Annotated in this window: 22 protein-coding genes and 1 pseudogene; 7 read left to right on the plus strand and 16 right to left on the minus strand. The window is 71.3% G+C overall.

Going from position 1 to position 21,605, the window contains the following annotated elements; all coding sequences use genetic code 11:
* Positions 1-2: 2 nt before the first annotated feature.
* The 5 genes from ABZ937_RS11480 to ABZ937_RS11500 form a co-directional block, all read right to left on the minus strand.
* Positions 3-788, minus strand: coding sequence for a GAF and ANTAR domain-containing protein (locus tag ABZ937_RS11480; protein WP_361689158.1), 786 nt, complete (start codon positions 786-788; stop codon positions 3-5).
* A 163-nt stretch (positions 789-951) separates the two neighbouring features.
* On the minus strand, positions 952-1,599 hold the full coding sequence (locus tag ABZ937_RS11485; protein ID WP_361689161.1) for a DUF2637 domain-containing protein: 648 nt from the start codon (positions 1,597-1,599) through the stop codon (positions 952-954).
* Positions 1,600-1,980: 381 nt separating this feature from the next.
* A complete protein-coding gene (locus ABZ937_RS11490) occupies positions 1,981-3,234 on the minus strand; it encodes an MFS transporter (RefSeq protein WP_361689163.1) in 1,254 nt (417 codons plus the stop codon).
* A gap of 143 nt (positions 3,235-3,377) precedes the next feature.
* Positions 3,378-5,282, minus strand: a complete 1,905-nt coding sequence (locus tag ABZ937_RS11495) for a stealth family protein (RefSeq protein WP_361689166.1) — start codon at positions 5,280-5,282, stop codon at positions 3,378-3,380.
* A gap of 12 nt (positions 5,283-5,294) precedes the next feature.
* Entirely contained in the window at positions 5,295-6,989 is a 1,695-nt protein-coding gene (locus tag ABZ937_RS11500) for a stealth family protein (RefSeq protein WP_361689169.1), read from the minus strand.
* 191 nt (positions 6,990-7,180) lie between these two features.
* Here ABZ937_RS11500 and ABZ937_RS11505 point away from each other — a divergent pair, with 191 nt between their 5' ends.
* Positions 7,181-7,942 carry a phosphoglyceromutase gene (locus tag ABZ937_RS11505; RefSeq protein WP_361689172.1) on the plus strand — a complete coding sequence of 254 codons (762 nt, stop codon included), beginning with the start codon at positions 7,181-7,183 and terminating at the stop codon, positions 7,940-7,942.
* Positions 7,943-8,020: 78 nt separating this feature from the next.
* Here ABZ937_RS11505 and ABZ937_RS11510 read toward each other — a convergent pair whose 3' ends face one another.
* The 5 genes and pseudogenes from ABZ937_RS11510 to ABZ937_RS11530 form a co-directional block, all read right to left on the minus strand.
* Positions 8,021-8,317 (minus strand): ribosomal protein L7/L12, encoded by a 297-nt coding sequence (locus ABZ937_RS11510; protein WP_361689175.1) that lies wholly within the window; start codon positions 8,315-8,317, stop codon positions 8,021-8,023.
* A 14-nt stretch (positions 8,318-8,331) separates the two neighbouring features.
* Positions 8,332-8,469, minus strand: a pseudogene (locus ABZ937_RS11515) (site-specific integrase); the annotation flags it as partial.
* 219 nt (positions 8,470-8,688) lie between these two features.
* Complete coding sequence (locus ABZ937_RS11520; RefSeq protein WP_361689466.1) at positions 8,689-8,892, minus strand: hypothetical protein; 204 nt, start codon at positions 8,890-8,892, stop codon at positions 8,689-8,691.
* A gap of 985 nt (positions 8,893-9,877) precedes the next feature.
* Positions 9,878-10,375: a hypothetical protein gene (locus ABZ937_RS11525; protein WP_361689178.1), complete on the minus strand. Its 498-nt coding sequence runs from the start codon at positions 10,373-10,375 to the stop codon at positions 9,878-9,880.
* 164 nt (positions 10,376-10,539) lie between these two features.
* Positions 10,540-11,217, minus strand: coding sequence for an HNH endonuclease family protein (locus ABZ937_RS11530; protein ID WP_361689181.1), 678 nt, complete (start codon positions 11,215-11,217; stop codon positions 10,540-10,542).
* Between the two features lie 189 nt (positions 11,218-11,406).
* On the opposite strand from ABZ937_RS11530, the gene ABZ937_RS11535 reads away from it, so the two are divergent.
* Positions 11,407-11,880 (plus strand): carboxymuconolactone decarboxylase family protein, encoded by a 474-nt coding sequence (locus tag ABZ937_RS11535; RefSeq protein WP_361689184.1) that lies wholly within the window; start codon positions 11,407-11,409, stop codon positions 11,878-11,880.
* A gap of 13 nt (positions 11,881-11,893) precedes the next feature.
* On the opposite strand, the gene ABZ937_RS11540 is transcribed toward ABZ937_RS11535, so the two are convergent.
* Positions 11,894-12,370 (minus strand): DUF2000 domain-containing protein, encoded by a 477-nt coding sequence (locus tag ABZ937_RS11540; protein WP_361689187.1) that lies wholly within the window; start codon positions 12,368-12,370, stop codon positions 11,894-11,896.
* Here ABZ937_RS11540 and ABZ937_RS11545 point away from each other — a divergent pair.
* On the plus strand, positions 12,369-13,166 hold the full coding sequence (locus ABZ937_RS11545) for an AraC family transcriptional regulator (protein WP_361689190.1): 798 nt from the start codon (positions 12,369-12,371) through the stop codon (positions 13,164-13,166). The two genes, ABZ937_RS11540 and ABZ937_RS11545, sit on opposite strands and share 2 nt — an antisense overlap.
* Before the next feature lie 160 nt (positions 13,167-13,326).
* Complete coding sequence (locus tag ABZ937_RS11550; protein ID WP_361689193.1) at positions 13,327-13,911, plus strand: hypothetical protein; 585 nt, start codon at positions 13,327-13,329, stop codon at positions 13,909-13,911.
* An 18-nt stretch (positions 13,912-13,929) separates the two neighbouring features.
* Here ABZ937_RS11550 and ABZ937_RS11555 read toward each other — a convergent pair whose 3' ends face one another.
* Together ABZ937_RS11555 and mshA are read right to left on the minus strand one after the other, a co-directional pair.
* Positions 13,930-14,430: a YbjN domain-containing protein gene (locus ABZ937_RS11555; RefSeq protein ID WP_361689196.1), complete on the minus strand. Its 501-nt coding sequence runs from the start codon at positions 14,428-14,430 to the stop codon at positions 13,930-13,932.
* On the minus strand, positions 14,423-15,760 hold the full coding sequence (gene mshA, locus ABZ937_RS11560) for a D-inositol-3-phosphate glycosyltransferase (protein WP_361689199.1): 1,338 nt from the start codon (positions 15,758-15,760) through the stop codon (positions 14,423-14,425). The genes ABZ937_RS11555 and mshA overlap by 8 nt, the downstream gene beginning before the upstream one ends.
* 216 nt (positions 15,761-15,976) lie before the next feature.
* Between mshA and ABZ937_RS11565 the strand changes: the two genes are divergently transcribed.
* From ABZ937_RS11565 to ABZ937_RS11575, 3 genes are all read left to right on the plus strand, one after another.
* Positions 15,977-16,792, plus strand: a complete 816-nt coding sequence (locus tag ABZ937_RS11565) for a class I SAM-dependent methyltransferase (protein WP_361689202.1) — start codon at positions 15,977-15,979, stop codon at positions 16,790-16,792.
* A gap of 187 nt (positions 16,793-16,979) precedes the next feature.
* Positions 16,980-18,059, plus strand: a complete 1,080-nt coding sequence (locus ABZ937_RS11570; protein WP_361689206.1) for an NlpC/P60 family protein — start codon at positions 16,980-16,982, stop codon at positions 18,057-18,059.
* Between the two features lie 383 nt (positions 18,060-18,442).
* Positions 18,443-19,741 carry a fused response regulator/phosphatase gene (locus tag ABZ937_RS11575; protein WP_361689209.1) on the plus strand — a complete coding sequence of 433 codons (1,299 nt, stop codon included), beginning with the start codon at positions 18,443-18,445 and terminating at the stop codon, positions 19,739-19,741.
* A 106-nt stretch (positions 19,742-19,847) separates the two neighbouring features.
* On the opposite strand, the gene ABZ937_RS11580 is transcribed toward ABZ937_RS11575, so the two are convergent.
* From ABZ937_RS11580 to ABZ937_RS11590, 3 genes are all read right to left on the minus strand, one after another.
* Positions 19,848-20,192: a DUF2516 family protein gene (locus ABZ937_RS11580; protein WP_361689463.1), complete on the minus strand. Its 345-nt coding sequence runs from the start codon at positions 20,190-20,192 to the stop codon at positions 19,848-19,850.
* A 109-nt stretch (positions 20,193-20,301) separates the two neighbouring features.
* Complete coding sequence (locus ABZ937_RS11585; protein WP_361689212.1) at positions 20,302-20,901, minus strand: hypothetical protein; 600 nt, start codon at positions 20,899-20,901, stop codon at positions 20,302-20,304.
* Between the two features lie 80 nt (positions 20,902-20,981).
* Positions 20,982-21,470, minus strand: a complete 489-nt coding sequence (locus tag ABZ937_RS11590; protein ID WP_361689215.1) for a helix-turn-helix transcriptional regulator — start codon at positions 21,468-21,470, stop codon at positions 20,982-20,984.
* Positions 21,471-21,605: the final 135 nt, after the last annotated feature.

The raw sequence follows: 21,605 nt of genomic DNA on the forward strand, positions 1-21,605 counted from the left end.
CGCTAACGGACGTCGCCGTCGTGCGCCTCCGGCCGGAAGGTCAGCCGACGGGCCAGGACGTCCCGGGCCGCCTGGCTGACGGTGTGCCCCTCGGCGTAGGCGCGGGCCCGCAGCCGGTCCAGGGCCTGCTCGGGGTCGATGTCCAGCTGCACCATCACCATGCCGACCGCCTGGTAGACCTCGGTGTGGTCCGCCTCGGAGGCCGCCACCCAGGACGCCACCCCGCCCTCCGCGTCGGCGTCCTCCTGGAGGTTCATCAGGGAGCAGGTGACCGCGTCCCGCACGCACAGCGCGGTCCGCAGATCCGGCTCCGTGATCCCGCCGGCCCGGTCGCGGTGCAGGTCGAGCGTGCCGATGGCGGCGCCGTTGACGCCGAGCGGCAGGGAGAACACGGCGCGGACGCCGAGGCCCACCGCCTCGTGCGCGAAGATCGGCCAGCGGCCGACGTCGGGGCCCTGCGTGAGGTCGGCCGCGATGACCGGGGCGCCGTCGTCGAGGGCGGTCTGACAGGGGCCGTCGCCCACGGTGTACTGCAACTCGGCCAGCCGGGCGGCGACCCGGTCGCTGGCGCACCAGGTCACGCGGACGCCGGTGCCGCCGGAGATCGACACCGAGGCGCCGGTGACCGGCAGCAGCCGTACGCAGGCCGCGCACAGTGCGCCGGGCACGGCCTGCGGGTCATCGGCGCCCCGTACGGCGGCGGCCAGCGTCTCACTGACCCGTAGCCGCACCTCCGCGTCGGGCGGCATGCCGTGACCGGGGGACGTCCCGGATTCCTCGGGCCGCATGCTCATCACCCCACGGCGCAGTCTCGACCGGCGTGATCCATCCATGTCTGACTACCGAGTTTCCCGGGCTGGGGAAAGTAACTGCCGTTTTGCACATCCACGGGATCCACGGGATCCACGGGCATCCACCGGCTGTCCGTTCACGGGCACCGGCGGCCCGGCGTCACGGGATGTCGGCCGGCGGGTCGCTGCGCGTCGCGTGCCGGGGGCGGCTCCGGGGCGGGAGCTGGCCGACGAGTTCCCAGAAACACACCAGCGCGGTGACCGGTGGGATTCCGACGATCACTAACGACAGCAGGGCATGGGAGGAGTGGCTGACGCACAGCGCCACGGCCATCGCGGAGGCGGCCACCACGATGCCCCAGGACCGCCGGGCGCTCCGGCGCTGGGCGGTGGCCCGCAGAACGGAGAGCGCCGCCACGAACCACGGGCCGTACACCGTCATCGGCCAGTACTGCGCCAGCCTCGGCGGCAGCACCGAGCAGGCGATCCCGCGGAGCTGGCCGTACGAGTAGCAGACGGACCAGCCCAGCATGCACACCGCGCACAGCGAGACCGTCGCGATCAGCAGCGTGATGTGCGTGACGCGCCGGCCGCCGTCGAGCAGATGGTCCTGACGGGGCCGTCGGCGGCTGCCCCGGCGCTGGGTCGGCACGGCCGGCGGGACGACGGGAGCGGGGTTCGCGACGTTCGGCGTGGACAGTATCTGGGCCAGTTCTTCGACCGGGTCCCAGTCGGTCGGCTCGATGTCCGGTTCCGGGATGCTCCAGGTGTGGTCGTAGAGCCCGGTGTCGTAATGAATCCTGTCCATCGGTAAACCTCCGCGCCCGGCCTCAGGATGCTCGGTACAGATCCGCCATCGCCCGCCAATATTCATTTTCCATCGTGTTGATTCTCGTCAGAAAATCATCGAGAAGGTCCGAGCACGATGTGCGGTCCACCTCGCCGTACGGGCGGAGCAGCGTCGTCGGGTGATCTTCGGCCGGGAGCCAGTCCAATCGCGTCACGGTCAGCTAACGACGGTCACCGGACGCGGGGTTTGGAGCATTCGGGGGAATGCGGGTCACCTGTTAGGAGGGTTTCCGGGCCCCTGCGGACAGATGATTGAAAAAATGCTGAATGCACAGGCAATTGCATTTCGTGAATATTGGAATCAAATGGTCGACCGACTCGCCGACGGTATGCGCGCCCTTCAGGCCGTACGGACCTCGGTCCCCGCGTCGGCCTTCGGGGCGGCGGTGGCCGGCTCTTCCCTCGGCAGCCTTCGCATGAGGACCGCGTACCCGAGCCCCGCCGCCGTTCCGGTCGCCGCGCACATGCCCCACAGCCACTCCGCGCCCAGGTGGTCGATGACCGCGCCCGACATCAGGGGCGCGACCAGGGCGGCGACGGACCAGGACAGGGTGTACATGCCCTGGTAGCGCCCGCGGCCGTGCACCGGGGAGAGGCGGACGACCAGGCCGGTCTGGGTCGGGGCGTTGACGATCTCGGCGAGGGTCCACACGCACACGGTGACCATGAAGACGCCGACGGATCCGGCGAAGGCGGTGAGCCCGAAGCCGTATCCGGCGAGGATCGAGGAGGCGATCAGGAGCGTGCGTGGGTCGCGGTGTTCGATGAACCGGGTGACGGGGATCTGGAGTGCGACGATCAGGATGCCGTTGACGGCGATGGCCAGGCCGTAGTCGGCGGGCGAGAAGCCGGCCCGGCCCATGGCCACCGGCAGCCCGACCGAGCCCTGCTGGAAGATCAGGGCGACGAGGAAGGACAGCCCGACGACGGCCATGTACCGGCCGTCCCGCAGCACCGTGCCGAGGCTGACGTCCGCGTCCGCCTGCCGGGCCGTGGCCGTGGGCCGGGACTCCGGGATCCTGGCGAAGACGACGACCGCGCAGGCCAGGGTCATGCCGGCCTCGATCAGGAACCCGGCGAGATAGCTGACCTCGGCGATGAACCCGGCCCCCATGGACGACACGGCGAACCCGAGGTTGATGGCCCAGTAGTTGAGCGAGAACGCCCGCACCCGGTCCTCGGGCCGCACGATGTCGGCCATCATCGCCTGCACGGCCGGCCGGGAGGCGTTGGAGGCCATGCCGACGAGGAAGGCGACGGCGGCGATGGCGGCGGGCTGGGTCATGAAGCCGAGCAGGGCGACGGAGGCGGCGGTGCCGGTCTGGGCGATCAGGAGGGTGGGCCGCCTGCCGAGCCGGTCGGCCATCACCCCGCCGGCCAGCGAGGAGACGACCCCGCCGAGCCCGTGCAGGGAGGCGACGAGACCGGCGTACGAGGCGGAGTAGCCGCGGTCGAGTGTGAGATAGAGAGCCATGAACGTGGCCACGAAGGCGCCGAGCCGGTTGACGAGGGTGCTGGTCCACAGCCACCAGAACTCCCGGGGCAGCCCGGAGACGGATTCCCGGACGGCACGTCTCACACTGGCTGATGGCATCGAGAATCCCCCACGGCGGTAAGTGCCCCAAACGGCGGTCACACCTTACGAACGGGGGCGCCGGCAACGCCACTCAATTAACAGACGCCGTCAATCGTCACGGGACCGGTGGGTGGGGGCGGGCGGCGCCGGCCGGGGTGCGGTCAGCGGGTGGCGTCGATCGAGCCGTGGGGTGCGCGGTGCCGGGTCGGGTACGCGGTGGTTCGCGTCGCCCGCTCGAAGCGGCTCTGGAACGGGTACTTCCGCTCCAGGAAGGCGCGGATGGCCGTCTGGGCCGCCGCCCGGTCCGCCGGGGCGGTGTCCACGTCGTTGAGGCAGAAGAAGTCCACGTCCTCGCCGGCCGCGAGGCGGGCCAGCCGCCGCCGCATGTCCGGCGTGCCCAGCTGCACGTACCGGAACCGGTAGTCGGCCGGCACGGCCCGGCCCGTCGCGATCGCCCAGTGGTGGTGGAGCGTGGACGCCGGAGCGACATCGGCGGTGGACCGGAACCGTGAGTACGCCGTCCGCTCCAGCTCCTCGATGCCGAGGCTCTCCATCTCCCGCATGACGGACATCAGTTGGGGGTGCGGGGTGTGCAGCGACTTGTGCGTGACGTACCGCCCGTGGAAGCGCCGGATCACCTCACGGGCGTTCTTCCCGGCGGAGTTGGGCGCGGGCTCCAGCGGGTGCGGGGCACCCACCCCGAGCTTGAGCGGGGACAGCGGGATGCGGGCGATGCCGTTGCCGTGGAAGAAGTGCTCCGCCCGCACGGCGCGGTTGATGAAGACGTCGTCGTTGAAGTACAGGTAGTGCTCGGACAGGCCCGGGATGTGGTGCAGCCGGCTCTCTATCGCGTGCGAGTTGAAGACGGGCAGCGCGTCGGCCGGGAGGATGTCCCGGTGGTCGACCACGGTCAGGCCCGGCGCGTCCGGGTCCAGCCAGGCCGGGATCTGGGAGTCGGTGACGAGGTAGACGTGCCGGACGAAGCCGGCGTACATCTCCAGCGACCGCAGCGCGTACTTCAGCTCGTCATGGCTGGTGTAGCGGGAGGCGCCGGTCTCGCGCGGGGCGATGACGTTGTCGGAGAGCACCTGGTGGGCGCGGCGCTTCACGGCCATCGCCGGGTCGTCGCCGTCGACCCAGGTGTAAACGGCGTCGACGGGGAAGCACACCTGGTCGATGCCGGGCTCGGCGAACGCCGCGAACGTGGGCACGCCGCGCCGCCGCTCGGCGACCGCGGCCGACGGCGGCTCCGCCGGCACCGTGGGGCATTGCTCCGCCGACACCTCCGACCACTGCCCGGCCGCCACCCCCGACTCCGCCCCCGGCTGCTGTCCCGCCCCCGGTACCGCCGCCTGCCACGCCGTGGCCGGCAGCACCTCCGAGACGGCATTGCGGCGCGGAGCGACCAGCGCGGGCCCGAAGTCGTCCTGCAGCCTGGTGCCGGGCACGGTGAGATACGCGGGATCCCCGCCCAGCTCACGGCCGTACCGCCAGAACTCGATGTCGCAGCCCGACTCCGGACCGCCGAGCACCTGCCCGCCGGGCCCCAGCCGCAGCACACCGGTCCGCAGCACCGGGGCCCCGCGCAGCGCCCGCGGCAGCTTCCCGTCGGCCCACAGCACCGCCCGTGTCACAGCACCGTCCGGGCCCACCGCACCGACGTACCCGGCACTGCGGGCGAAGTGCTGCCGGGCCCGGGCGAGGACCGCGCCACGGTACGACTCCTCCACCCCGACCACCGGCCGCGGCACCCCGGGCCCCTGCTCGGCGGGAACCAGGAAGTAAGGGACCCCGGCCGCCTCCAGCAGTCCGCAGACCAGCTCCAGGTCGGCGGCGGCGGCATCCGCGGCGGTGTACCCGGCGACCGTACGCCCGTACAGCCGGACCGGCCCGCAGGCCACCCGGCGCAGACCCGGGACGGCGGCGCGCAGCCGGCGCCGGGCCGGGGCCGCGCGCAGCGCCCAGAGCCGGGCCGACAGCCACAGCCGCAGGCGCAGCAGCAGGCCCCGGACGGCCCGCAGGCCCGGCGGCGCCGCCGCGAACCGGTGACGGATGTCGATGGCCATGGCCGCGGCCCGTCAGCTCTGCTTCTCGAAGGGGCTCGGGAAGGGGAAGTAGTTCTCGAGGAACTCGTGCATCCGGACGCTGACCTGCTCCCGCTCCTCCGGCGGCACGTCGACGTCGTTGAGGCAGAAGAAGTCGAAGCGGCGGTTGCGGCGCAGGTCGGCCAGGCGCCGCCCGGCGTCCGGCCGGCTGATGTTCACGTACCGGAAGCTGAACTTGCCGGGCACGCCACGGCCGGTCATCAGCGCGTACTGGTAGAGCAGCGGCGCCGTCATGGCGATGTCGGTCGGCGAGCGGAAGCGCGACGCGGTGGTGTGGGCGATGTCCTGCGGGAACAGCTCCTCCAGCGCCCGCAGCGCGCCGCGCTGCTGCGGCAGCGGGGTGTGCATGAAGTTGTTCGTGGTCATCCGCCCGAACTTCTCCAGCAGCAGCCGCCGTACGTTCTTGCTGGCGGAGTTGGTGGCCGTCTCCTCGGCGTGCGGCTTGCCGACGCCGATCTTGAGCGGGGACACCGGGATCTTCATCAGGCCGCTGCCGAAGAAGAAGTGCTCCGGGGTGATGCGGCGGCCGACGAAGACGTCGTCGTTGAAGTAGAGGTAGTGCTCGGACAGGCCGGGTATGTGGTGCAGCCGGGTCTCGATCGCGTGCGAGTTGAAGACGGGCAGCACGTCCGCCGGGAAGATGTCACGGTGGTCGACGACCGTGATCCCGGGGGCGGTGTCGTCGAGCCAGTGCGGCTTCTGGCCGTCGGTGACGATGTAGATGTGCCGGACGAAGTCGGCGTACATCGCGAGCGAGCGCAGCGAGTACTTCAGCTCGTCGTGGCTGGTGTAGCGGGAGGCGTTGGTCTCCTTGTCCAGGATCTCGGCGATGCCCCGGTCCTGGTAGCGGGCGCGCTTGGCCCGCATCGCCGGCTCCTCGCCGTCCACCCACGTGTAGACGACGTCCACGGGGAAGGTCACCTGGTTCACCGTCGGCAGGGTGAGCGGGACGAAGCTCGGCAGCTCCCGCTCGCCGACCCGCACGGTGGCCGGCTTCTGCTCGCTCACCGGCAGCACGTCGGTCACGCCGTTGTTACGGGGCGTGACGAGCGACTCGGCGAAGACGTCGGCCGATGCCTGCGGCTGCACCTTGGCCAGCCGCCGGGGGCCGTCGGCGGAGGCGAGCAGCTCGGCCCCGTCCTCCCAGAACTCGACGTCGCACGCCAGCTCCGGCCCGGCGAGCAGCTGGCCGGCGGGGCCGAGGTGGTTCTCGCCGACGCGCAGCACGGGGGCCGTGCGCAGGGCGGCGGGCAGGACGCCGTCCAGGAACAGGGCGGGGTGCTTGAGCTGGCCGCCGGGCAGGGGCCGGCCGATGAACACGGCCGTACCCGCGTGGCGCGCCTCCAGCGCGGCGAGGAACCGCTCGCGGTCGACGGCGTTCACGCCCACCGTGTGCCGGGTGCGGGAGGACACCAGGAAGTAGGGGATCCCCTCCTGCTCCAGCGCGGCGACGACGAGATCGAGGTTCTCGGCGGCTGCCTCGGCCGCGCTGAACCGGTCCACGACCCGGCCGTAGAACTGCTGGCCGCGGACCGCGACCGGGCGCAGCTCCGGATCCGTGACCGCAGCCTTGCGCCGCCGCCGCATGGTGCGCAGCTGCCATACCCGCTCGGCGGCCTTCCGCTCGACCCGCGGTCGCATCCGCCGCGCAAAGGAACGCACGGTCACGTTCTGTGCTCCTCTTCCTGACGCCTGAACCTTCCTGGCGATAACCAGACGGATGGATGTGGCGAAAGGTTGTAGAAGAGTTAACCGGAATTTAGCGGACGGAAGGGTGGGGCCACAGCCGGCGCACGGCCGGGCGTGCTATGGCCCCCGGTCCGGCGCGGCCCCGAGGTTCCTTAGGTAGGCTCAGGACCATGGCCGACGCACCGTACAAGCTGATCCTCCTCCGCCACGGCGAGAGCGAGTGGAACGCGAAGAACCTGTTCACCGGCTGGGTGGACGTGAACCTGAACGAGAAGGGCGAGAAGGAGGCAGTCCGCGGTGGCGAGCTCCTGAAGGACGCCGATCTTCTCCCCGACGTGGTCCACACGTCCCTCCAGAAGCGCGCGATCCGCACCGCGCAGCTGGCGCTGGAGGCGGCGGACCGCCACTGGATCCCGGTCCACCGCTCCTGGCGGCTGAACGAGCGCCACTACGGCGCCCTCCAGGGCAAGGACAAGGCGGCGACGCTGGCCGAGTTCGGCGAGGAGCAGTTCATGCTCTGGCGCCGCTCGTACGACACCCCGCCCCCGCCGCTGTCGGACGACTCCGAGTTCTCGCAGGCCCACGACGCCCGCTACGCGACGATCCCGCCGGAGCTGCGCCCGCGCACCGAGTGCCTCAAGGACGTCGTCGTCCGCATGCTCCCCTACTGGTACGACGGCATCGTCCCCGACCTGCTGGCCGGCCGCACGGTCCTGGTCGCCGCCCACGGCAACAGCCTGCGCGCCCTGGTCAAGCACCTCGACGGCATCTCCGACGCCGACATCGCGGGCCTGAACATCCCGACGGGCATCCCGCTCTCCTACGAACTGGACGCCGACTTCAAGCCGCTCACCCCGGGCGGCACGTACCTGGACCCGGAGGCGGCGGCAGCCGCGATCGAGGCGGTCAAGAACCAGGGCAAGAAGAAGTAAGCGCCCCCGAGTAAGCCCCCTACCTGCGGTTTCTCCGCGGGGAGGGGGCTTTTCTCTCGCCCTGCCGTCTCTGGGCCGTCAGGGCGAGGGGGCCGTGCGCTCTCCGGGCTCCGGCTCCTGTCTCCACTCCGCTCTGGCGCCGGCGCTCTGGAGCACAGCGACAGCGGACTGGGCCCTGTACGCGGACAGCCCCTCAAGGAGGGTGACGGGCGCTTGGCGCGCCAGGGCCCTGCTGTGCCACAAGCTCTGCCCGGTCACCTTGCGCACTGCCAGGATCACATCCATCTCGCGGGGCCCACAGTCGACGAGCACCACCTCGTGGGACGGGTCGTCGCAGAGCAGCGTGTAGTACTCGGCGGACTCCTCGTCGGACATCTCGCCCTCCTGCCTCAGTGAACGGGAGCGTATGCGCCCTCGAAAACGGCAGCCACGGCTTTTCGGGTGCGCTCCTGGCTGGACGGCATGAGGTGTGCGTACACGCGGAGGGTCAGACCCGGGTCCGAGTGGCCGAGGTACTCGGCGAGGGCCCAGCACTGCTGGCATCGTTCGACGCGTACTCGACACCCGAGGCTGACCGCTGGGTAGCGGTCGCGCTCCGAATCCGCATACGCGATCTTCCGAACTAGCTATGCGGGTTCGATTCCTGCCGCCCGCTCTGAACGCCGAAGGCCCAAGCAAGAGGTTGTTTCCCTCCCCTTGGGCGCTTCAGCCGGTCCTGGGGCGGATTCAAGCCTGTGGCAGCGCTCTCAGCGTTTGAAGGAACCCTTGGCCTGTTCCTTCCTGCCCCGCATCTTGCCTCGTGCTTCGAGAGCGGCCCCCTTCGCCGCGAGGGTTTCCTTGTGCATCGCGTGGGCCGCCGTCCGCACGGTCTTTCCGACGATCTGTTCGGCCTTTGCCTTGGCCCGTTCTCCGGCACTCATCTCGGTACCTCCGTGGGTCTCACTGGCCATGTGCCCCTTAAGGCAAAGGGTGAAGCCACCCTTGTGGGCCGCGTTGGTAAGGGGCGGCCGAGGTCCCCACGGGCCCGACGCGGAGTGTGTTCCAGGTCCGCTCTCACCCGGATGATCGCCTCGATGCCTTCATGGCGGCGGCGCGTATCGCCATGGACGGTCTGCTTCGCGTGAGGGGATCGGAACGATGACAGTGGCAGCTCAGTCGGGGACAACCGCCGAGGTGCCGGCTTCGCTGACCCAGAGCTAGCCGGACCAGCAGGTCACAAGCGCCCTCATTGGTTGCTGTACATCCACCTTGCAACGACCCACCGCCGAAGGGGGTCGGAACCAACAGGCCGTGCCGGCTGCGTGCCAGATCGTACGGGGAACCATGGGGAACAGCCGGGAACCAACCAGCTTCCCAAGCTGAGGGCGCGAGGGATGCCGGCGGCCAGTGCTCAGCCGATGACCAGACCTGCGATGCCGAAGACGAGCGTGAGGACGAAGCAGATCAGACTCACCGCCGTTGCAAGGCGCGGGACCTCGTGCGTGCGACGGAAGTTGGACATGACGCCGTTAGACCAGAAGGAGCAGATCGCGACGATCACGGCTGGGACGAAGAGCGGCGTTCCGTGACACACGTATGCGGCACCCACAGCCAACCCAATGAGAACGACCAGCACTTTGACCCCCTGCATCTGCGGCGGCTCCCCAACCCCGCGTGGTGGCCACAGAGTAGAGAAATACCAGGCAGTAGTGACCGGCTTCTGGCAGACGTTCGCGAGATCGATTTCGTCCGGGCCGTCTCTGGGCCGTCCGAGGACGCTCGACAGTGGCTAACGATGACCAATGACGACCACTCGGCCGCTCATGAATACCGCTCTGAGCAGTGAAAACGCAGGTGACCAAGATCCCCGGCAAGACCCAGGGCAAGGAGCAACCCAGCATGATCAAGGCCCCTACCTGCGGTTCAGCCCGCTGGTGGGGGCCTTTGTGCTTGTTGTCAGGCGCGTACGATCTGCCCCTTCCCGCCGGCGACGCCAAGGCCACCGGAGATACCGCCTCCGGCGAACGAGCCGATGTATTCGCCGCTCATGCCCCACCAGTTGACGTTGACCGTTGACGCGCCGATGTTCGCCTCGAAGCGGAACTCCCAGCCGACGAGGGTCTCCGGCGGGTAGTTCAGCCACGCAGAGCCCCAGGTGTCGCCCCCGCCGATGATGAGGCCGCCGCCTCCGCCCTTGAACTCGATCGCCGTCGGCGACTTGACGTTCGTGAGGAAGGCGAAGCCGAGGCCGCCGAAGAGGCTCGTCTGGGCGTCGTACCTGGTGGCCGAGGCCCGCTCGGCCGCCGCAAGCGGCTCCGCCGGTTCCGTCGTGTCCCCGAAGTCCAACCGGCCGCGTGCGTTGTGCAGGTCGAAATGAGCACGGGCGATCTTCGCGTAGTAGTCGGACAGTTCCTCCGGACTGACCTGATTGGTCGGAGTGATCAGCTGTGTCACGCCTGCCTCCAGAATTTCGTGGTCGCAAAGGACCTCTTGCCTGCTCCCCGAGCCTGTAGGGCCATGAATATCGCGTCCTCTGCATAAGCAAACGAGGCATGCCTCCGACGGGGCTACACCGTGGAGGCCCCGGCGCGGGCCGGGGCCTCCCGTCCGGTCAGGGCCTAGTCAGCCGGCTCGTACGTCACCGTCGTGCCCGGGCAGGCCTCCGCCAGTTGGTCGAGGGCCTCCAGTTCGGTGGCGTCGGCCGTGAGGCCCCAGCGGAGCTTCGTGCCGACCCATTCCGAGACGTAGCGGCAGGTGACCTCGACCGTCGGGGGCAGCCACTCGGCCGGGTCCTGGTCGGCCTTGCTGCGGTTCGAGGCCGCCGAGACGGCGACGAGGGAGGTCGGGGCGTCGAGGTCGTTGGCGTAGGCCTCGCGCCGCGCCGCCGTCCACTGCGACGCCCCGGAGTCCCAGGCCTCGGCCAGCGGCACCATGTGGTCGACGTCCAGGGCGGAGGCCGAGGTGATCCACTTCGAGTCGTAGTACGACCACCAGCGCCCTCCGGACAGCTTGCAGCCGGGGAGGATCTCGGGCGGGTCGACCGCCTCGGAGAGAAGTACCTCGGCTCGGGTGTTGCAGCCGTCGGTCGGGTCCTGGCCCGCGTTCCAGTGCTTGAAGCTCGTGCGCTGATAGCCCTCCCGCACCTCGGCGGCGACCGGGAGTGCGGAGACCGCCGCCGCGAGGGGGAAGGTGTACGCCCGCGCGGAGCGCTCCCGCGCCTGGGCCGGAGCAGCTGCCGTGAAGATGACGACGAGGAGTGCGGCCGCTGGGGCGGCCCACCTGAGGTTCTTGATCACGTCAAGCAGGGTTGACGTGGGGTACCTCGTTCGAGGGGTTCGACTCGAACTAGTGCACCATATGGGCGTCTCGGTTCACCGGAAAGAGGTGACCATGAGTGTGGCCCAGGCCATACGCCGTCGTGTCACATTCCGGCGAGCGCATCCGTCAGAGAGGTGTCAGCAGCCGCAACCACGCAGGAGCAGATCATGGACGCTCGGCTCAACCTCTTCACCAACCCCGTCGTCGGCAAGCTCTTCAAGCACTTCAACGCCGCGGGCAAGGTGATCTCGGACTCCACGCTGCCGGCCGCCACCCAGGAGCTGGTGAAGATCCGCGCCAGCCAGATCAACGGGTGCGCCTTCTGCACCGACATGCACACCAAGGACGCCACCGCGGCCGGCGAGACCGCCACGCGGCTGCACCTCGTCGCCGCCTGGCGCGAGGCCACCGTGTTCTCCGACGCCGAGCGGGCCGCCCTGGAGCTGGCCGAGCAGGGCACCCGGATCGCCGACGCGGCCGGCGGGGTCACGGACGAGGCCTGGGCGAACGCCGCCAAGCACTACGACGAGGAGCAGCTCGCCGCCCTGGTCGCCCTCATCGCCCTGATCAACGCGTACAACCGCGCGAACGTCATCGTCCAGCAGCCCGCCGGTGACTACGTGCCCGGCATGTTCGGATAGGCGACGGCAGCGGTCACGGGTGCATGCGGGCGCCCTTCAGGGTCTTGTCCACGCCGTTCCGCGGGCCGTACACCGCCAGCCCCACCAGGTCCAGCTCGGCCGTCGGGACGGACCGGACCGCCGCGCGGTTGTCGCGGTCGTTGCCCGTGGCGAACAGGTCCGCCGTGAACACCGCGCAGGGCAGGGCACGGGTCAGTGCCCTGCCGTGGGCCGCCTTCAGGGTCTCCTTCGTGCCCTCGAAGACCAGCACCGGCTGGCGGAACATGGGCAGGTACCGCACCCCGTCCGCGTCCTCGTAGGGCTCGCCGATCACCTCGGGGGCCGTCGCGCCGAGGCCGCTGACCAGGAACGCGGTGACGTTCAGGCGCTGCCAGGGCTCCAGGTCCTCGCGCAGCAGGACGGCGATCTTCGTGTCGAAGCGGATGGGTTCCGTGTTCATGGACTGAGACTGCCGGTCCGCCCGACGCCTGGTCTTGTACGTTTTTTGCATGGCCGGCGAGAGGGAAGTCACCGCGTGGCGTCCCCGCGTTCCGGGCGTCGCCGAGGTGTTCCACGCCCGTTTCACCGAGTACGCCTATCCGATGCACGTCCACGAGGCCTGGACGCTGCTCATCGTGGACGCCGGGGCCGTACGGTACGACCTGGACCGGCATGAGCACGGCACCCCGCACGACACCGTGTCGCTGCTGCCGCCGCACGTGCCGCACAACGGCTCCCCCGCGACCCCGGACGGCTTCCGCAAACGGGTGCTCTACCTGGACGGCAGCCGGCTCGGGGACGAGTTGATCGGCCCCGCCGTGGACACGCCCGACCTGCGGGACCCGGTGCTCCGGCTGCGCGTCGGGCAGCTGCACTCCGCCCTCGCCCGGCCCGGTGACGAGCTGGAGGCGGAGAGCAGGCTGACCCTGGTCGCCGGGATGTTGCGCCACCATCTGGGGCACCGGGCGGCCGAGCCGTACGAGCGCCGCGACCCGGTACTCGCCCGTGAGCTGCGGGAGTTGCTGGACGCCCGCGTGCTCGACGGCATCTCGCTGGAGGAGGCCGGCCGGCTGCTGCACGCCCATCCGGCGCATCTGGTACGGGCGTTCAGCGGCGCGTACGGCATCGCCCCGCACCAGTACCTCATGTCACGGCGGGTCGGACGCGCCCGGGGGCTGCTGCTGGACGGGCTGGCGCCGGGCGCGGTGGCGTCGGCGACCGGGTTCTACGACCAGGCCCATCTCACCCGGCACTTCAAGAAGCTCGTCGGGGTCACCCCGGGGCGCTACCGGAGCAGGGCGCGCTGAGCGTCGGACTCTCGGACCTCGTTCAGGCCCCCGTCGCGGAGTACGGGGCCAGCCCGTCGATCCGCATCAGCCCCGCCCGGCCGTTGGCGGGCGACCCGGATGTTCCAGGAGATCGACGGAAGCCACCCGTCCGCCGATCACCGACGGTTAGCCTCCGCCCATGGATGACACACAAGAAGCACAGGAACCACAGACTCCTCGCGATGCATCCACGCACACCCGTCCGCTGCCGCTCAGACGGCTCTCGGTCGCCGTCGCGGGGGCCGCGGCCCTGGTGGCCCTCGGCGTCGGCGTGGCGCTCGCGGCACCGTCGGACGACCACGCCCGCCCCGGGCACGGCGTCGCGGCGGACACGGACACGGGGGGCTCCGGGGGCACCAGGGACGGTGACGGGACCGCCGGGGGCTCGTCCACCGGAGGCACCGGCGACGGTGACGGCACCGCCGGGGGCACGGTCGGCGGCGGCACGGACGGCGGCTCCGTCGCGGGCTCCGGCAGCACCGGCGGCCTCGTCGACGGAGGCACCTCCGCGGGTGGCGACGGCGGCACCGATCCGAGCCCCGACCCCACGGCCGAGCCCACCGGATCCGTCGACCTCGGCGAGCTGAACCGGCGCATCACGGAGCTGGACAGGAAGGTCGACCAGCTGCCGACCAAGAAGGAACTGGCCGACGCCCTGCGCGCCTTCGCCGACGAACTCGACCACAGCGGCGGGCACGGAACCCCGGCGCCGGACCCTTCCTGAGTCCCCGGCCGGCTCCGGTCAGTCGGCCGGACGCTCGATCAGATGCCTGAACGCGTCCAGGTTGCGCGTGGACTCGCCGCGCGCAACCCGCCAGGCGTACTCCTTGCGGATCGAGGAGGCGAAGCCCAGCTCCAGCAGGGTGTTGAAGGCGCCGTCGGCCGCTTCCAGGACCTGGCCGAGAAGGCGGTCGATCTCGTCCGGGGTGACGGAGGCGAGGGGCAGGCGGGCGGTGACGTAGATGTCGCCGAGGCGGTCGACGGCGTAACTCACGCCGTACAGCTTGAGGTTGCGTTCCAGCAGCCAGCGGTGGACGGCCGGCTCGTTCTCGTCGGGATGGCGGATGACGAAGGCGTTCAACGACAGGGAGTGGCGGCCGACGAGGAAGGAGACCGTCGTGGACAGCTTGCGCGTACCCGGCAGCTTGACCACGTAGGTCCCGGGCTCGGGGCTCTCCCACTCCAGTTCGGCGTCCTTGAGGGCACCCTCCAGGACCTGCCCGGTCTTCTCCGTGTCACCCATGGTGGGAGCGTACGCGACGGCGGTGGGACTGGGTCGCGGCCGTGTAGACGTCGGCGGTGGCGGCGGCGGCCGTGTCCCAGCCGAAGGACTGGGCGTGCCGGGCCGCGGCCTCCCCCATGCGGGCATGCAGGTCGGGCTCGTCGGCGAAGCGGCGCAGCACGCGCGCGTACTCGGCGGGGTCGTGGCCGTGCACCAGGAAGCCGGTCTCGCCGTCGCGCACGGCCACCGGCAGACCGCCGACCGAGGCCGCGAGGACCGGGGTCCCGGCCGCCTGCGCCTCCACGGCGACCAGGCCGAAGGACTCGCTGTACGACGGCATGACGAGGACGGACGCGGCCCGGAACCAGTCCGCCAGCTGCTCCTGCCCGACCGGCGGCCGGAACCGCACCACGTCCGATATGCCCAGCCGGGCCGCGAGCTTCTGCAGCCCCTCCGGCTTGGCGAGCCCGCTGCCGCTGGGGCCGCCGACCACCGGCACGACGATCCGGGAGCGCAGCTCGGGATGCTCGTCCAGCAGGACGGCCACGGCGCGCAGGAGGACGTCCGGCGCCTTCAGGGGCTGGATGCGGCCCGCGAAGAGCGGGACCAGGGCGTCCTGCGGGAGCCCGAGGCGGGCGCGGGCGGCGGCCCGGCCGTCGGCGACGCGGAACCGCTCCAGGTTCACCCCGGGGTGGACGACGGCGACCTTGGCGGGGTCGGCCGCGTAGTGCCGGACCAGCTCGCCGGCCTCCTCGGTGGTGTTGGCGATGAGCCGGTCGGCGGCGGCCACGATCTGGGTCTCGCCGATGACCCGGGCGGCGGGCTCGGGGGTGTCGCCGTCGGCCAGACTGGCGTTCTTGACCTTGGCCATGGTGTGCATGGCGTGCACCAGGGGGACGCCCCAGCGCTGGGCGGCGAGCCAGCCGACATGGCCGGAGAGCCAGTAGTGGGAGTGGACGAGGTCGTAGTGGCCGGGGCGGTGGCCGGCCCAGGCCTGCATGACGCCATGCGTGAAGGCGCACAGCTGGGCCGGGAGGTCCTCCTTGGCGAGGCCTTCGTAGGGGCCCGCGTCGACGTGCCGGACGAGGACGCCGGGGGCCAGCTCGACGGAGGGGGGCAGGCCGCCGGCCGTGGCCCGGGTGAAGATCTCGACCTCGATGTTGATCGCGGCCAGCCGCTGGGCCAGCTCCACGATGTAGACGTTCATGCCGCCCGCGTCGCCGGTGCCGGGCTGGTGGAGCGGGGAGGTGTGCACGGAGAGCATCGCGACCCGGCGGGGCCTGCGGGACAGCCTGAGCCGCGGGGTGACCGACGCAGAGCGGCGCCCGAGCCTGCTGACGTACTGGCTCACCTGGCGTTCCTCCTTGATGCGGGCATGCCTCCAGGAGGACCGACCTCGCCCTCCAAGGGAGTGCAACAGCGAGGGGTATGCGGCCATTTCCCGAACAAGCGGCTTTACCGAATCATTACCCGATATCGATCAACCGTTCGATACCGGTGCGCGTCGGCGGAGGCGCCGTCCCCGGTCGTCGGAAGCATCCCTCCCCGCCCGCTTACCCTCGTATCCATGAATGCCCGCGCAGCGACCTCCCGCCCTGTGGGAACGGTCACGCGCGGGACGACGAACCCCAACCGCCTCCGCCGCATGGACCGCTGGATCGCGGCCGTGCACGGCGCCGAGCTGCGGCGCGCCGCCGACCCGGTGGCCATCGACCTCGGCTACGGCGCCGCGCCCTGGACCGCCGTCGAGCTGCTCGGCCGGCTGCGCACCGCCGCGCCCCGCGCGCGCGTGGTCGGCATCGAGATCGAGCCGGAGCGGGTGGCGGCGGCCCGGCCGTACGAACGCGACGGGCTCGCCTTCCGGCACGGCGGCTTCGAGCTCCCGGTGCCCGGGCGCCCGGTGCTCGTCCGGGCCGCCAACGTGCTGCGCCAGTACGACGAGGCCCAGGTCGCCGCGGTGTGGGAGCGGCTGTGCGCGCGGCTCGCCCCGGCGGGCGGCGGCTCGCGCGGCGGGCTGCTGGTGGAGGGCACCTGTGACGAGATCGGCCGCCGGCACGTGTGGGTGGCGCTCGGCCCCGAAGGCCCCCGCACGGTCACCTTCGCCACCCGGCTGGGCTCCCTGGACCGCCCCTCCGACCTCGCCGAGCGCCTCCCCAAGGCGCTGATCCACCGCAATGTCCCGGGTGAGCCGGTGCACGCCTTCCTCCGGGACTTCGACCGCGCCTGGGCCGCTGCCGCCCCCTACGCCTCCTACGGCGCCCGGCAGCGCTGGATCCGCGCGGTACGGGACCTGACGGCCGACTGGCCGGTGACGGACTCCCCGGCCCGCTGGCGGCAGGGCGAAGTGACCGTGGCCTGGGGAGCCTTGGCGCCGGTGCGCTGAGCGCCCGCCGGCGGTCGGGGGAACGCTCCGCGAGCATTGTTCGTCACATCGGCGAGGAGATCGTCGTACCCGGCGGTCGGCGGGGGCATCCGGTTTCCGACGACCTCTGTCACTTTGCGCTCGACCGTGGCACGATCCCTCAGGCGACCGTAAGTTACTGACGGTAAATCAGTTTGGGGGAAGAGGTATGGGTTCGGGCAAGCGCGGCCTGCTCACGGCCGCCCTGACCGTGGTCTGCGCGGTGACCGCTCTCGCGGTGCCGGGCACGGCGTTCGCGGCCCCCGCGCCCACGCCCTCACCGACGACGACTCCCGCGCCGACTCCCCGGCCAGGCAAGGACCTTGAAGAGGTCCGCGAGAAGCTCGACAGGCTCTACCACGACGCGGCCGTGGCCACCGACGCCTACAACGCGGCCGAGGAGAAGACGAAGAAGCAGTCCGCCGAGATCGTGGCGCTGGCGAAGAAGATCGACCAGGGGCAGCAGAAGCTGGACCGGCTCAAGGACCGGGCGGGCGCCGCGGCCCGGGACCAGTACCGCACCGGCGGCCTGTCCGCCACCGCCCAGTTCCTGCTCAGCGACGACCCGGGCCAGTTCCTGGACGGCGCCGGCCGGGTGCTCCAGGGCCAGCAGGCGGCGACGAAGCTGATGTCCGAAATGAGCCGCACCCAGAAGGAGTTGCGTCAGTACGCCGACGACGCCTCCGACCAGTGGAAGAAGCTGGACGCCCACCGCAAGGACAAGGCCGCCGCCAAGAAGAAGATCGAGAAGCAGATCGACGCGGCGGAGAAGCTCCAGTCCCGGCTGGAGAAGAAGGAGAAGGAGCGGCTCGCCCAGCTGGAGCAGGAGGCCGCGAACAAGGCGCAGACCGCCTGGCTGGACACCGGCGTCCTCAAGGACGTCGACACCAAGGCCACCGCACAGGGCAAGAAGGCCGTGAAGTACGCCTCCGAGCAGCTCGGCAAGCCCTATGTGTGGGGCGCCGAGGGCCCCGACTCCTTCGACTGCTCGGGCCTGACCTCCCAGGCCTGGGCGACGGCCGGGCACGCCGTCCCGCGCACCTCGCAGGAGCAGTGGAAGCAGCTGAAGCACGTCGACATCAAGGACATGCGCCCCGGCGACCTCATCATCTACTTCGACGACGCCAGCCATGTCGCGATGTACATCGGCGACGGCGCGATCATCCACGCCCCGCGCCCCGGGCGCACGGTGACGGTCGCGGGCGCCGGTTCGATGCCCATACTGGGCGTCGTACGACCGGACGCGTAGGCCTCACGGCCGGGCGCGCGGGGTGGCGGTGCGGCGCCATGGAGCCGCGGTCGTCCCGCGCCCCTCGGGGAAATCCTGGTGACGCACGCCATATGCGCCCTCCCGGTGCACGCCGCCGACACCCCCGTGGCCCACGCCATGTGACCCACCGCACCGCCAACCCCCGCCCAAACCCGCCCAAGACGTGAGCTTCGTCATCCCGGCCGGGCCGTCATCGTGTCCAACTGCGGTACGGAACGCGGCATATGACAGCGGCGGGCGCCGGAGCGACGCGGCTCACACCATTCCATCGGGGCGGCCCGAGCCGCTATGGTCCCGGTCGGTGGGTCGAGACCCCTCGACGCCGCCCCGTGCCCTCGGGGGGAGGGAAGGAACCCAAGACGATGCCCGTACCCGTACCGCGGCAGAGAGCGATCCCGGCCGTGGAGAGTGGTCAGGCGCAGGCCGCCCGCACCGGCGGCCCCCTCAAGGAAGAGGCCCACCGCGACGCCACGGCCGTGAACGGCACCGGCGCCACTCTCACCCTGCTGCTGATCGAGGACGATCCGGCCGGTTCGCCGATCGTGCCCGACCTGCTGGACCCGGCCGGCAAGCCGATCCGCGTCCGCACCGCCCGCAACCTCACCGAGGCCGAGCGGCTGCTCACCGACGACGTCCACTGCATCCTGCTGGACCTGGCGCTCCCGGCGCCGGGCGGCAGCGACGCGGAGGACGAGCTGGCCGTGCTCAAGCACGTCCTCCAGCTCGCACCCCGGCACGCCGTGCTCGCGCTGACCGCCTCCGGCGACGCCGAGCGCGGCGCCGAGGCCGTGCGCGTGGGCGCCCAGGACTATCTCTTCCGGGACGAGCTGGACGGCCGGCTGCTCAGCCGCGCCATCCGCTACGCGGTGGAGCGGAAGCGTTCCGACACGGCCGAGCGGCGGCTCGCCGAGGGCAAGCTGCGCGCACAGGAGAACCGCCGGCTGGAGCGCGGGCTGCTGCCCACGCCGCTGCTCGACGGCTCCGCGCTGCGCTTCGCCGCCCGCTACCGCCCGGGCCGCTCCCGGGCCCTGCTCGGCGGCGACTTCTACGACGCCGTCCGCACCCCCGACGGCACCGTGCACGCCATGATCGGCGACGTCTGCGGGCACGGCCCGGACGAGGCCGCGCTCGGCGTGGAGCTGCGCATCGCCTGGCGGGCGCTGACCCTGGCCGGGCTGTGCGGGGACGAGCTGCTGAACACCATGCAGCAGGTGCTGGAGCACGAGCGCGCCGACGAGGAGATCTTCGCGACGCTGTGCACGGTGGACATCGCGCCTGACGGCCGGCGCGCGGGTCTGTGCCTGGCCGGCCATCCGGCCCCGCTGATCGCCCGGCCCGGCCGGCCGGCGCGGCTGCTGCCCTACGACAACAACGGCCCCGCCCTCGGCCTGCTGCCGGGCGCCCGCTGGCCGCGGATGCAGGTGGAGCTGGGCGCCGAGTGGAGCCTGATGCTCTACACCGACGGGCTGATCGAGGGCCGGGTCGGGGCGGACGGGGAGCGGCTGGGGCAGGACGGCATGGTGGCGATGATCCGCCGGCAGCTCTCCGAGGGGCTGCGCGGGGAGGAGCTGCTGCGGGCGGCCGTGCACGAGGTGCGCGAGCTGAACGGTGGCGAGCTGACCGACGACGTCGCGGTCGTCCTGCTGGACCGGGCGGCGTAGGGGTCTCGCCGTAGCGGGACGCGCCGTCGCCGGGTGCGGGTCCCTTGTGGCTGATCGCGCGGTTCCCCGCGCCCCTTGAGGGGCGCGGGGAACCGCGTGGGTCCGGCTAGCGACCGCCGTTCCACGGCCCGTAGGGGCCATCGCTGCTGCTGCCCCTGCGGCGGCCGAAGCCCCGGCCGCCGCCCGCCTGCTGGAGAGCGGGGCGCACGTCCACGATGTACACGATGCTCGCCACCGCGCCGGCGATCGGCAGGATGGACAGGAGCGAGAACAGGTAGCTGACCACGAGCGCGATGCCGAGGATGATCAGCCAGAAGACCTTGTTCTGCTTGTCGGCCGCGCGGAAGGCGTCCTCGCGCCGGAAGGCGGCGTCGAACAGCCCGAACGCGGCCAGGGCCATCAGGATGATCTTCAAGATCCCCATGAACCCCGCGAAGCCCAACATCAGCATGCTGCCCACCGCCCGTTGAATCCCGATCCTGCTACGCCGCCACCGTACCCAGTAGAACGGGCCGGACACCCCAAAGGTGCCCGGCCCGCGTCCGGCTCGCCGGTCACCTTCAGTTGGCCGGCGGGGTGGTCTTCTTCGCGCTGGTGCTCTTGCGGGGCGCCGGAGTCTTCTTCGCCGCGGGCTTCTTCTCCGCGGCCGGCTCCGCCTTCGCCTCGGCCGGCTTCGGCTCGTCGTCCTTGACCCCGACCGGCTCGGGCCGCCCCTCGACGGCGATGGCCAGCTCCTCGATGTCCTCGGCGGCCTCGCCGCGCCAGGTCTTCACGGCCTGCTCGCCGTGCTCGGCGACCTTCTCGTAGGTCTCGCGGGCCTTGACGGCGTACTCGGCGGCGACGCCGACCCCGCGCAGGGCGAGGTCCTGGGCGGTCTCGCCGAGCTTCTTCAGGTCGCCGTCCAGGGTGCCGATCAGTTCGTTGACCTTGGCCTGAAGGGTCTCCTGCGCCTCCTTGGCGCGGGCGGCGGCCTTCTCCTGCACGGCCTTCGGGTCGGTGTTGCGCACGGCCTCGATGCGGGCCGGGGCCTCGGCGCGCAGCTGCTCGACCAGGGCCGGCACCTTCTTGGCCTGCTGGAACGCCAGGTCGGCGGTGCCGGCGGCGAAGTAGAGCGGGGTCGGGTCGCTGAGGGTCTTGCGCAGGTCGTCGGTGATGGCCATGGTGAGGGTCCTCCCGGATCGGATTCGCGTTCGGCTGGGTTGGTGTGGTCCGCGGCGGGCGTCCGGAGCCCTGGTCCGGCTTATCCGGCCGTCCGCCGCGGACCGGCGTCCGTGTCACTTCCGGCGGCATCGCGCGCGCCGGCCGTACGGTCGGCGCCGCCGGTCCCCTGGTCCACGGTGCCGTACCCGTCCGCCTCTGCCCCGGCGGGCTCGCCGATCCCGAATCCGTTCTCTTTCCGGAAGGACTCGTAGATCTGGAGCAGCACCTGCTTCTGCCGCTCGTTGAGCGAGGGATCGGCGAGGATGACGGCGCGCGTCTCCACCTCGTCGCGACCCCGTTCGGCGTCGAGGATGCCGGCGCGGACGTACAGCGTCTCGGCGGAGATGCGCAGGGCCTTGGCGACCTGCTGGAGCACCTCCGCGCTGGGCTTGCGCAGCCCGCGCTCGATCTGGCTCAGGTACGGATTGGACACCCCGGCGGCGTCGGCGAGCTGCCGCAGCGACAGCTGGGCGTTCCGCCGCTGCTCGCGCAGGTACTCACCGAGATTGCCGACGTTCAGCGATGCCATGCCTCCACCTTGCCCCAACCGCGCTAACAATTGCAAGCACCCGCTTGCAATAGTGTGTCGGCGAGGCGCCCGCGGAGCGGCTCGGAACCGGTCAGGAATCGAGAAGCGGTGTGCGGACGGTCCCGGCTAGCGTGG

Origin of the sequence: Streptomyces sp. NPDC046727, assembly GCF_040645635.1 — a bacterium.
Lineage (GTDB): Bacteria > Actinomycetota > Actinomycetes > Streptomycetales > Streptomycetaceae > Streptomyces.

What these genes read in the sequence shown, in the direction of transcription:
- ABZ937_RS11480 (WP_361689158.1), bottom strand. Translation starts at nt 788, where the DNA reads ATGCGGCCCGAGGAATCCGGGACGTCCCCCGGTCACGGCATGCCGCCC.
- ABZ937_RS11485 (WP_361689161.1), bottom strand. Translation starts at nt 1,599, where the DNA reads ATGGACAGGATTCATTACGACACCGGGCTCTACGACCACACCTGGAGC.
- ABZ937_RS11490 (WP_361689163.1), bottom strand. Translation starts at nt 3,234, where the DNA reads ATGCCATCAGCCAGTGTGAGACGTGCCGTCCGGGAATCCGTCTCCGGG.
- ABZ937_RS11495 (WP_361689166.1), bottom strand. Translation starts at nt 5,282, where the DNA reads ATGGCCATCGACATCCGTCACCGGTTCGCGGCGGCGCCGCCGGGCCTG.
- ABZ937_RS11505 (WP_361689172.1), top strand. Translation starts at nt 7,181, where the DNA reads ATGGCCGACGCACCGTACAAGCTGATCCTCCTCCGCCACGGCGAGAGC.
- ABZ937_RS11510 (WP_361689175.1), bottom strand. Translation starts at nt 8,317, where the DNA reads ATGTCCGACGAGGAGTCCGCCGAGTACTACACGCTGCTCTGCGACGAC.
- ABZ937_RS11520 (WP_361689466.1), bottom strand. Translation starts at nt 8,892, where the DNA reads ATGGCCAGTGAGACCCACGGAGGTACCGAGATGAGTGCCGGAGAACGG.
- ABZ937_RS11535 (WP_361689184.1), top strand. Translation starts at nt 11,407, where the DNA reads ATGGACGCTCGGCTCAACCTCTTCACCAACCCCGTCGTCGGCAAGCTC.
- ABZ937_RS11545 (WP_361689190.1), top strand. Translation starts at nt 12,369, where the DNA reads ATGGCCGGCGAGAGGGAAGTCACCGCGTGGCGTCCCCGCGTTCCGGGC.
- ABZ937_RS11540 (WP_361689187.1), bottom strand. Translation starts at nt 12,370, where the DNA reads ATGCAAAAAACGTACAAGACCAGGCGTCGGGCGGACCGGCAGTCTCAG.
- ABZ937_RS11550 (WP_361689193.1), top strand. Translation starts at nt 13,327, where the DNA reads ATGGATGACACACAAGAAGCACAGGAACCACAGACTCCTCGCGATGCA.
- ABZ937_RS11555 (WP_361689196.1), bottom strand. Translation starts at nt 14,430, where the DNA reads ATGGGTGACACGGAGAAGACCGGGCAGGTCCTGGAGGGTGCCCTCAAG.
- ABZ937_RS11565 (WP_361689202.1), top strand. Translation starts at nt 15,977, where the DNA reads ATGAATGCCCGCGCAGCGACCTCCCGCCCTGTGGGAACGGTCACGCGC.
- ABZ937_RS11570 (WP_361689206.1), top strand. Translation starts at nt 16,980, where the DNA reads ATGGGTTCGGGCAAGCGCGGCCTGCTCACGGCCGCCCTGACCGTGGTC.
- ABZ937_RS11575 (WP_361689209.1), top strand. Translation starts at nt 18,443, where the DNA reads ATGCCCGTACCCGTACCGCGGCAGAGAGCGATCCCGGCCGTGGAGAGT.
- ABZ937_RS11580 (WP_361689463.1), bottom strand. Translation starts at nt 20,192, where the DNA reads ATGCTGATGTTGGGCTTCGCGGGGTTCATGGGGATCTTGAAGATCATC.
- ABZ937_RS11585 (WP_361689212.1), bottom strand. Translation starts at nt 20,901, where the DNA reads ATGGCCATCACCGACGACCTGCGCAAGACCCTCAGCGACCCGACCCCG.
- ABZ937_RS11590 (WP_361689215.1), bottom strand. Translation starts at nt 21,470, where the DNA reads ATGGCATCGCTGAACGTCGGCAATCTCGGTGAGTACCTGCGCGAGCAG.